Source organism: Dietzia sp. CW19 (assembly GCF_014145265.1).
Taxonomy (GTDB): Bacteria; Actinomycetota; Actinomycetes; order Mycobacteriales; family Mycobacteriaceae; genus Dietzia; species Dietzia natronolimnaea.
In genome coordinates this window covers 1-7468 of the sequence record NZ_JAALEE010000098.1, presented here as the reverse complement: position 1 = coordinate 7468, position 7468 = coordinate 1, and the positions used below count along the sequence as shown (strand labels likewise).

9 protein-coding genes are annotated in these 7468 nt (G+C 69.1%); 6 read left to right on the top strand and 3 right to left on the bottom strand.

Annotation, left to right across the window (positions count from 1 at the left end):
* The 4 genes from G6021_RS03540 to G6021_RS03525 all read left to right on the top strand — a co-directional run.
* Positions 1-496, top strand: a 496-nt coding sequence (locus G6021_RS03540; protein ID WP_277817920.1) for an FAD-linked oxidase C-terminal domain-containing protein, incomplete at its 5' end; no start/stop codon positions are given.
* Complete coding sequence (locus tag G6021_RS03535; protein WP_182640673.1) at positions 493-1425, top strand: diacylglycerol kinase family protein; 933 nt, start codon at positions 493-495, stop codon at positions 1423-1425. The genes G6021_RS03540 and G6021_RS03535, both read left to right, overlap by 4 nt.
* Positions 1426-1538: 113 nt before the next feature.
* Positions 1539-2099 (top strand): CAP domain-containing protein, encoded by a 561-nt coding sequence (locus tag G6021_RS03530; RefSeq protein ID WP_241736410.1) that lies wholly within the window; start codon positions 1539-1541, stop codon positions 2097-2099.
* Between the two features lie 56 nt (positions 2100-2155).
* Positions 2156-3862, top strand: a complete 1707-nt coding sequence (locus tag G6021_RS03525; protein ID WP_182640671.1) for a BCCT family transporter — start codon at positions 2156-2158, stop codon at positions 3860-3862.
* Here G6021_RS03525 and G6021_RS03520 read toward each other — a convergent pair.
* Positions 3859-4647, bottom strand: coding sequence for a pirin family protein (locus G6021_RS03520; protein ID WP_182640670.1), 789 nt, complete (start codon positions 4645-4647; stop codon positions 3859-3861). The genes G6021_RS03525 and G6021_RS03520 overlap by 4 nt on opposite strands.
* Before the next feature lie 177 nt (positions 4648-4824).
* Here G6021_RS03520 and G6021_RS17720 point away from each other — a divergent pair, with 177 nt between their 5' ends.
* The gene (locus G6021_RS17720; protein ID WP_277817639.1) at positions 4825-4950 is read left to right on the top strand and encodes a hypothetical protein; all 126 of its coding nucleotides are present in this window, start codon (positions 4825-4827) and stop codon (positions 4948-4950) included.
* Between the two features lie 67 nt (positions 4951-5017).
* Here G6021_RS17720 and G6021_RS03515 read toward each other — a convergent pair whose 3' ends face one another.
* On the bottom strand, positions 5018-5308 hold the full coding sequence (locus tag G6021_RS03515) for a hypothetical protein (RefSeq protein WP_182640669.1): 291 nt from the start codon (positions 5306-5308) through the stop codon (positions 5018-5020).
* A 139-nt stretch (positions 5309-5447) separates the two neighbouring features.
* Here G6021_RS03515 and dapA point away from each other — a divergent pair, with 139 nt between their 5' ends.
* Positions 5448-6335 carry a 4-hydroxy-tetrahydrodipicolinate synthase gene (dapA, locus tag G6021_RS03510; RefSeq protein WP_182640668.1) on the top strand — a complete coding sequence of 296 codons (888 nt, stop codon included), beginning with the start codon at positions 5448-5450 and terminating at the stop codon, positions 6333-6335.
* Between the two features lie 35 nt (positions 6336-6370).
* On the opposite strand, the gene G6021_RS03505 is transcribed toward dapA, so the two are convergent.
* The gene (locus tag G6021_RS03505) at positions 6371-7270 is read right to left on the bottom strand and encodes an oxidoreductase (RefSeq protein ID WP_179523708.1); all 900 of its coding nucleotides are present in this window, start codon (positions 7268-7270) and stop codon (positions 6371-6373) included.
* Positions 7271-7468 lie beyond the last annotated feature (198 nt).

The window sequence follows — 7468 nt, the reverse complement described above, 5'->3', positions numbered from 1 at the left end:
CGGCGTGTCGCTGGGCGCCGGCCCGGCCGAGGCGTGGGAGCACGGCCGCTTCGGTGCGCCGGTCCTGCGTGACTCGTTGCTCGACAACGGCGCGCTGGTCGAGACGCTGGAGACCGCCACCGACTGGTCGAACCTGACCGCGCTGCGGGACGCCGTCGCCGGGGCGCTGACCACCTCGCTCGAGGCCAGTGGCACGCCGGCGCTGGTCATGTGCCATATCAGTCACGTCTATCCCACCGGCGCGTCGCTCTACTTCACCGTGGTGGCGGGTCAGCGGGGCGAGGACCCCGTCGCGCAGTGGACACGGGCCAAGCGGGCGGCATCCGAGGCGATCGTGGCCACCGGCGGGACGATCACCCACCACCACGCGGTCGGGGTGGACCACAGGCCCTATCTCGAGGCCGAGATCGGCGAGGTGGGCGTGCGGATGCTGCGTGCGGTCAAACACGCCGTGGATCCGAAGGGTGTGTGCAACCCGGGGACGTTGATCCCGTGACCCCGAAGTTGTCCGACCGTCGGATCCACACGGTCGCCCTGCTGACCAACCCGGCCGCCGGCGGGGGACGGGGTGACCGGGTCGCCGATAGGGCGGCCGCGAGGCTGCGGTCGCACGGGCTCGAGATCCACGCCCTCCGGGGGGTCAGCGCGCAGGAGTCCCTCGACCTGGCCCGGCAGGCGATCGCCGACAAGGTGGACACTCTCGCCGTGTGCGGCGGGGACGGGATGGTCTCGCTGGCCGTGCAGGCGCAGGCGTTCTCGGGAGTCCCGATCGGCATCATCCCTGCGGGCACCGGAAACGATCTCGCCCGCGAGTACGGCATCCCGCTGGACAGCCCGGAGGCCGCCGCCGACGTCGTGGCCGCCGGCCGGGTCGAGCAGGTGGACCTCGGCCGGGCCACCCCGGACGGCGGCGACCCGCACCTCTTCGCCTCCGTCCTGTGTGCGGGGCTCGACTCGGCGGTCAACCGGCGCGTCAACGAGATGACGATCCTCGGCGGGCCCCTGCGCTACGTCCTGGCCTCGATCATCGAGTTCCCGACGTACCGGCCCCGTCGGTTCCGTATGACCTTCGACGCCGGTGAGGCGGGGGAGGAGACGGTGGAGACGGAGGTCCTCCTCAGCGCGTTCGCCATCACGCGCAGCTACGGCGGTGACATGAGGATCGCCCCCGACGCCGACCGGTCCGACGGGTTGTTCGACGTCTGCTACGTCGGCAGGATCTCCAAGCCCCGACTGGCGTGGCACTTCCGCCGGCTCTACTCCGGTACCCACGTGGGACTCCGGGGGGTGACCACACGGCGGTGCAGGTCGGTCCGGATCGAGGCTCAGGATGTGGAGGCGTTCGCCGACGGTGACGCCGTGGCGCCGCTCCCGGTGACCGTCGAGGTCCTCGCGGGGGCCGGCCTGTTCCTCGTTCCACGTTAACTTTAGTACCATCTGCAACAGTGGTTTACGCAGGTCGCGGGCGTAACGCGTCGGCTTTACCTCATCCGCCAATTGGTTCGCTTCAGACTCGCCGAGGCGGCATGATCACCTCCATGCGCTCCAGGCTCACTGCGTCACTCGCGACCATCGCCGTCACCTCCGCCACTCTGATGGGTGGCGGTGGAGCGACGGCCTCCGCCCAGGCTCTGCCGCCGTTCATCCCGCAGCACGTGGTGGACGGGCTCGTCTCCCAGGCCCGCGCCGCGGTGCCCGCCGAGGTGTGGGCGGCGGTCGGGTCGACGGGGATGATCTACCAGGACGTCTCGGGCGGGCTGCGCGAGGGCATCGTCCGGGAGATCGACTCTTACCGGGTGTCGAGGGGGCTCGGGGTCCTCGCCCCCAACCCGGACCTGGACCGTGAGGCGCAGGCGTGGGCCGACCGGCTCGCCGCCCAGGACGCCGTCTACCACAACCAGGCCCTGCTGAGCCGCGGCCACGGGGAGAACATCGTCGCCGCCGGCACGCATTGCGGACCGGTGTGTCTGGTCGACCTGTGGAAAAACTCTCCCGGCCACAACGACAACCTGGTTGACGCCGGGTACCGTTCGGCGGGAATGGGGATCGCCTACTCCGCCGGAGGCAAGGTGTTCGTGGTACACAACTTCGCGTACTGAGGTCAGACCGGAGGACCGACCCGCCGACAAGCACGGCCGAACAGACGAGGGGGACCATGTCCGAACGGATTACACGCGCACTGAGGCTCAGGACAGACCCGGGAATCTTCCTCACCACCGTGGCGGTCATCGTGGCCTTCGTGGTGGTCACGTTCCTCGCCGGGGACTGGGTGGGGGACGTGTTCGGTACCGCCTCGGGGTGGATCATGACCAACCTCGGGTGGTTCTACATCGCCGGGGTCTCGATCTTCCTGCTCTTCCTCCTGTGGATAGCGCTGAGCCGGTTCGGTCACGTACGGCTCGGCGCAGACGGTGAGGAGCCGGAGCACTCCACGGCGGCCTGGTTCGGCATGCTGTTCGCCGCCGGAATCGGCACCATCCTCATGTTCTGGGGAGTGGCCGAGCCGATCTCGCACTTCGCCACCCCTCCCCGCGGTGGGGTGGACCCCGGGAGCAGGGAGGCCGCCCAGGAGGCCATGGCCTTCACCCTCTACCACTTCGGTCTTCACACCTGGACCATCTTCGCGCTGCCGGCCCTGGCCTTCGCCTACTTCATCTACAAGCGCAAGATGCCGCCGCGCGTCAGCTCGATCTTCGCGCCTGTCCTGGGCAACCGCGTCTACGGGCCCATCGGCAAGACGATCGACGTCGTGGCGCTGGTGGGCACGGTGTTCGGCGTGGCGACCTCGGTCGGCCTCGGCACACTCCAGATCAACGCCGGCCTCAACGAGCTCTTCGGGATCGCCGTGTCCCCGGTGGTGCAGGTGCTCGTCATCGTGGTGGTCACCACCATCGCCTGCATCTCGGTGGCGGCCGGTCTGGACAAGGGCATCAAGCGGCTGTCCACCCTCAACATCGTTCTGGCCGTCGCGCTGCTCGTCTTCATCGTCGTCACCGGCCCCACCCTGTTCCTGCTCAAGGGGACGGTGGAGACCTTCGGTGTCTACGCCTCGACGCTGCCCGAACTGGCGTTCTGGAACAACGTCTTCCCGGCCAACGACGACCTTGCGACCTGGCAGAACACGTGGACCGTCTTCTACTGGGCGTGGACCATCACGTGGTCGCCGTTCGTGGGCATCTTCATCGCCCGCATCAGTCGCGGGCGGACCATCCGCCAGTTCGTCTTCGGGGTGCTCGTCCTCCCGGTGGCCTTCTCCATCATCTGGTTCGGCGTGTTCGGCATGGCCTCGTTCGACATCGAACTGAACGGTCCCGGTGGACTGGTGGAGGCGGTGGTCGACGACGGTGACATCCCGGGTGCCCTGTTCGCGTTCCTGTCCAACTACCCGCTCGCCACCCTCGTCTCCGGGCTCGCGGTGCTGATCGTCGTCATCTTCTTCACCACCTCGGTCGACTCGGCCGCGATGGTCGTGGACATGATGGCCTCGGGCGAGGACGACACCGTCTCCCCGTCGCCCATCCACCAGCGCATCATCTGGGGCGTCCTCATGGGTGCCGTCGCCGCGACGCTGCTCGCCGGCACCGGGACGGGTGGTCTGAGCGCTCTGCAGGAGGTCATCACCGTCATCGGGCTGCCGTTCTTCGTCATGGGCTTCGTGATGATGTACAGCCTCGTCAAGGGCATCTCGGCCGATCTGGGCGAGCGCCCGCCCACGGTGACCAGGCAGTGGGAGCGGGCCTATTCGCCCGAGGAGTTCGAGAAGAACGAGACCACACCCTCGCCCGAGCCGATCGGTCCGCTGCACCGGATCCCCGGGGAGGAGGACGACGGCGCGCCGAACCCGCTCGAGTCCTCCGACTAGTGCCCTCTCACGTCGAGCATGGTCATCCCCGCGTGCATCTCCCACACGAGGACCTCGGCCCCGTCCGCACCGGCGGTGACCCGGCGACCACCCGTCGCGGTGAGCCGCGCGGCGTCACCGGTGGCCAGCTCGCCCTCGCCCTCCAGGTCGACCGAGCCGACGGGCACGTAGAGGTGGAGGTACGGCGCATCGGGGAGTTGGACGGACCGCCCCGGCTGTAGCCGCGCCGCGAGCAGCGCGGAGGTGCTGTTGCGGATCCGGATGGCGGCCCGGTCGGAGTGGGCGCGGCGACCACTCGCGACGACGGCGAGGTGGTCCTCCAGCTCGGCGGGGTCCATCTCGCGCTGTTCGTACCCCGGATTCCCTCCCGTGGAGTCGGGGACGACCCACATCTGGACCAGGTGGACCGGTTCGGCCGGGGCCTCGGGGGTCTGGATCGATCCGTCCCGCCAGGCGTCGTTGCGCTCGGAGTGCAGGATCCCGGACCCCGCGCTCATCCGCTGGGCGAGGCCGGGGTAGATGATCCCGTTGTGGCCCTCGGAGTCCTGGTGGACCAGCGAACCGGAGAGTACCCAGGTGACGATCTCCATGTCCCGGTGGCCGTGGGTGTCGAACCTGGAACCCGGTGCGATCCGGTCATCGTTGTTCGCCAGGAGTCTCCCGAAATGCGTGTTCATCGGATCCTGGTGGCGGGCGAAGGAGAACGAGTGACGTGAGTCCAGCCAGCCGCCACCGGTGTGGGAGCGCGTGGCCGACCGATGGATCCTGACCAGTGGATTAAGCATGACGACCCCTTGACTGGATGACGCAACAACAATACGCTCGAGCGGTTCGCCCGGGCCGGGGCGCCTGTGCAGGACGGTCATCCGGGTTTTTCGCTGATACGGCTACGGTCTCCCGCGGCCGAGCGTAGGGTGACGGTTGTCAGTGACGCGAGTCACACCACTTGTCGGGAGGTTTCCATGTTGCAGAATGCTCTGGCCGCCACGCTGCGCGTGGGTGTGGCCACGACCAACGAGGTGGCTCACATCGTCGTCGACAACACCCTGGGCCGTTTCCTCGACACCAACCCGGACAAGGTTCGCTGACCCTCCCCTCGGGCCGCGCCGTCACGGTCCTCCCCGCTCCCGCGCCGTAGCGCGGCTTGCTGGCGGCCTACATCCCGTCGGCTGTTCCCTCGCTCCCACCGAGCGCGTGGTCCGGCTGCTCCGGCGTCTGATAGATGCGCTTCTGTTCCTCCAGGTCCCTAGTTCCCGTCGTCGCGGTGCCGTCGCCGTTGCCGACGCTCTGCCCGTCACTGTGACCACCGCTGCCCGGTGCGTCCGGGTCGATTCCGGTCGCTCCCTGGTCCGCTGCCGGATCCGGCGCACTTCCGTCACCGACACGCGTTCCGTCGATGGTGTTGCCCAGGTCCTCTGGGGTCTCCGGGGGTGTCTCCGAGCTCATGTGGTCCTCCTGGGTCGTGCGTGTGGGGTGGTGACGACCCTAACCGCGACGGGGCCCGCGTGCCTCCGGTCGTCCCCGCCGGAGCTGCCGGTGACCGCACTGGGCCAACGATCAATGAGGACCGCCTATCCTGGTGCCCATGTCGGATAATCCCTTCGGTCGGGTCATCACCGCGATGGTGACCCCAATGCACGACGACGGCTCGATCGACTTCGACGGGTTGCAGCGACTCGCCGTCCACCTCGCCGACCACGGCCACGACGGCCTGCTGGTCAACGGCACCACCGGTGAGTCCGCCACGACCACCGACGACGAGGACTACGACGCCGTGGCGGCGGTCGTCGAGGCGGTCGGTGACCGTGTGTCGGTGATGGCCGGCTGCGGTACCAATGACACGGAGCACTCGATGCGGGCGGCCGCCGCGATGGTCGAGCGCGGCGCCGACACGCTGCTGGTGGTCACGCCGTACTACAACAAGCCCACGCAGCACGGGATCGTCGAGCACTTCCGGATGGTCGCCGAGGCGGGAGGGCGACCCGTCATGGCCTACGACATCCCGGGGAGAACCGGCACGGCCCTGTCCTCCGACACGATCCGCCTTCTGGCCGAGATCCCCGGCCTCCGCGCGGTCAAGGACGCCAAGGGCGACCTGTTCGAGGCCAGCCGGCTCATGGCCGAGACCGACCTGCTGTGGTTCTCGGGCGACGACGTGCTCAACCTCGCGTTCCTCGCACTCGGCGCCACCGGGGTCGTGTCGGTGGTCGGGCATGTGGCCGGAGACGACTACCGGGCCATGATCGACGCCGTCGACGCGGGTGATCTCCCCCTGGCACGCGAGATCCACACCCGCCTCATCCCGGCCGTCGACGCGATCATGCACACCTCTCAGGGGGCCATCCAGGTCAAGGCCGCTCTCAAGATGCAGGGCTTGATCGGTTCCGACCAGCTGCGCATGCCCCTGCTCCAGGGCCCGCCGGAACACCTCGACCGGCTCCGTGCGGGACTGGCCGCGTCCGGACTGGCCTGACCCCTACGGGTCGGCCTGACCCCGCCGCGGGCTGACTACCGGAACGCGGACATCTCGGTGCACCGCTCCCAGAGGGCGGCGGCGACCCGCTCGTCGCGGGACCTGCTGCTCGACCTGGCGATCTTCGGGTATCCCCTCAGTCCGCCGAGGCGATCGGGGCCCACGAAGGTCGCGCCCGGAAGGTCCGGCACCGTCGCGGCGTAGAGGACGGACAGGGCGCCCGTCTCCGGCGTCAGTCCGGCCCACGAGATCGAGTTGCCGAGCTCGAAGAACCGGTCGGCGGCCGGGCGGCCGCTCTGCCGGAGGAGTTCGGTGGCGGTGTACCCGGGGTGGGCCGCCATCGACCGGATCTCCCCGCCCTCGCGACCGAGTCGGCGCTGCCATTCGTAGGCCAGCATGATGCAGGCCAGCTTCGAGTTGGCGTAGGCCGCCATCGGCCGGTATCCGCGCAGATCCATGCTCAGATCGTCGGTGTCGACGCGCCCGCGGAGGTGTGCCAGCGAGCCGAGCCAGACCACGCGATCGGTCAACCGCGGCAGCAGGCCGCCGGTGAGGGCGTGGTGACCGAGCGCGTTCACGCCGAACTGCATCTCGTGACCCTGGGCGGTCCGCGAGGGCGGGAGGTTCATGACGCCGGCGTTGTTGATCAGGACATCCACCCGATCCGCGGTCCCGGCGACGAACTCGTCCACCGAGTCGAGGTCCGCCAGATCGAGGCGACGGACCAGCGCCAGGTCACGCGTCCCCGACGGCAGGGTGGCCCGGGCGGCCTCGGCCTTCTCGAGGTTCCGGCACGCCATGACCACCCGGGCGCCCCGGGCCACGAGTGCCTGTGTGGTGGCCAGGCCGATCCCCGCGTTGGCCCCGGTCACGACAAAGGTCCGTCCCGTCTGGTCGGGGACGTCGGAGGCGGACCATCTGGGCGTGCGGCTCATGTGTGACAGTCAACCAGCCGCGCCTGCGCCGTGGTCGGACACCCGTGTGGTAACGCCGGGGGAGACGCCGCGATGTTCTTGTGACACACTCGCGTGAGGCGGGTGAGATCCCACGCGTCACACACGCCTTTCGTCTTCGACCGAGATCTCGGAGTTCCCTCATGACGTTCGACCGCCGTTCCTTCCTCCGCCGCGCCG

Excerpts from the sequence above, each read along its gene's own strand:
- G6021_RS03530 (WP_241736410.1), top strand. The coding sequence starts at position 1,539 with ATGCGCTCCAGGCTCACTGCGTCACTCGCGACCATCGCCGTCACCTCC.
- G6021_RS03525 (WP_182640671.1), top strand. The coding sequence starts at position 2,156 with ATGTCCGAACGGATTACACGCGCACTGAGGCTCAGGACAGACCCGGGA.
- G6021_RS03520 (WP_182640670.1), bottom strand. The coding sequence starts at position 4,647 with ATGCTTAATCCACTGGTCAGGATCCATCGGTCGGCCACGCGCTCCCAC.
- G6021_RS17720 (WP_277817639.1), top strand. The coding sequence starts at position 4,825 with ATGTTGCAGAATGCTCTGGCCGCCACGCTGCGCGTGGGTGTGGCCACG.
- G6021_RS03515 (WP_182640669.1), bottom strand. The coding sequence starts at position 5,308 with ATGAGCTCGGAGACACCCCCGGAGACCCCAGAGGACCTGGGCAACACC.
- dapA (WP_182640668.1), top strand. The coding sequence starts at position 5,448 with ATGTCGGATAATCCCTTCGGTCGGGTCATCACCGCGATGGTGACCCCA.
- G6021_RS03505 (WP_179523708.1), bottom strand. The coding sequence starts at position 7,270 with ATGAGCCGCACGCCCAGATGGTCCGCCTCCGACGTCCCCGACCAGACG.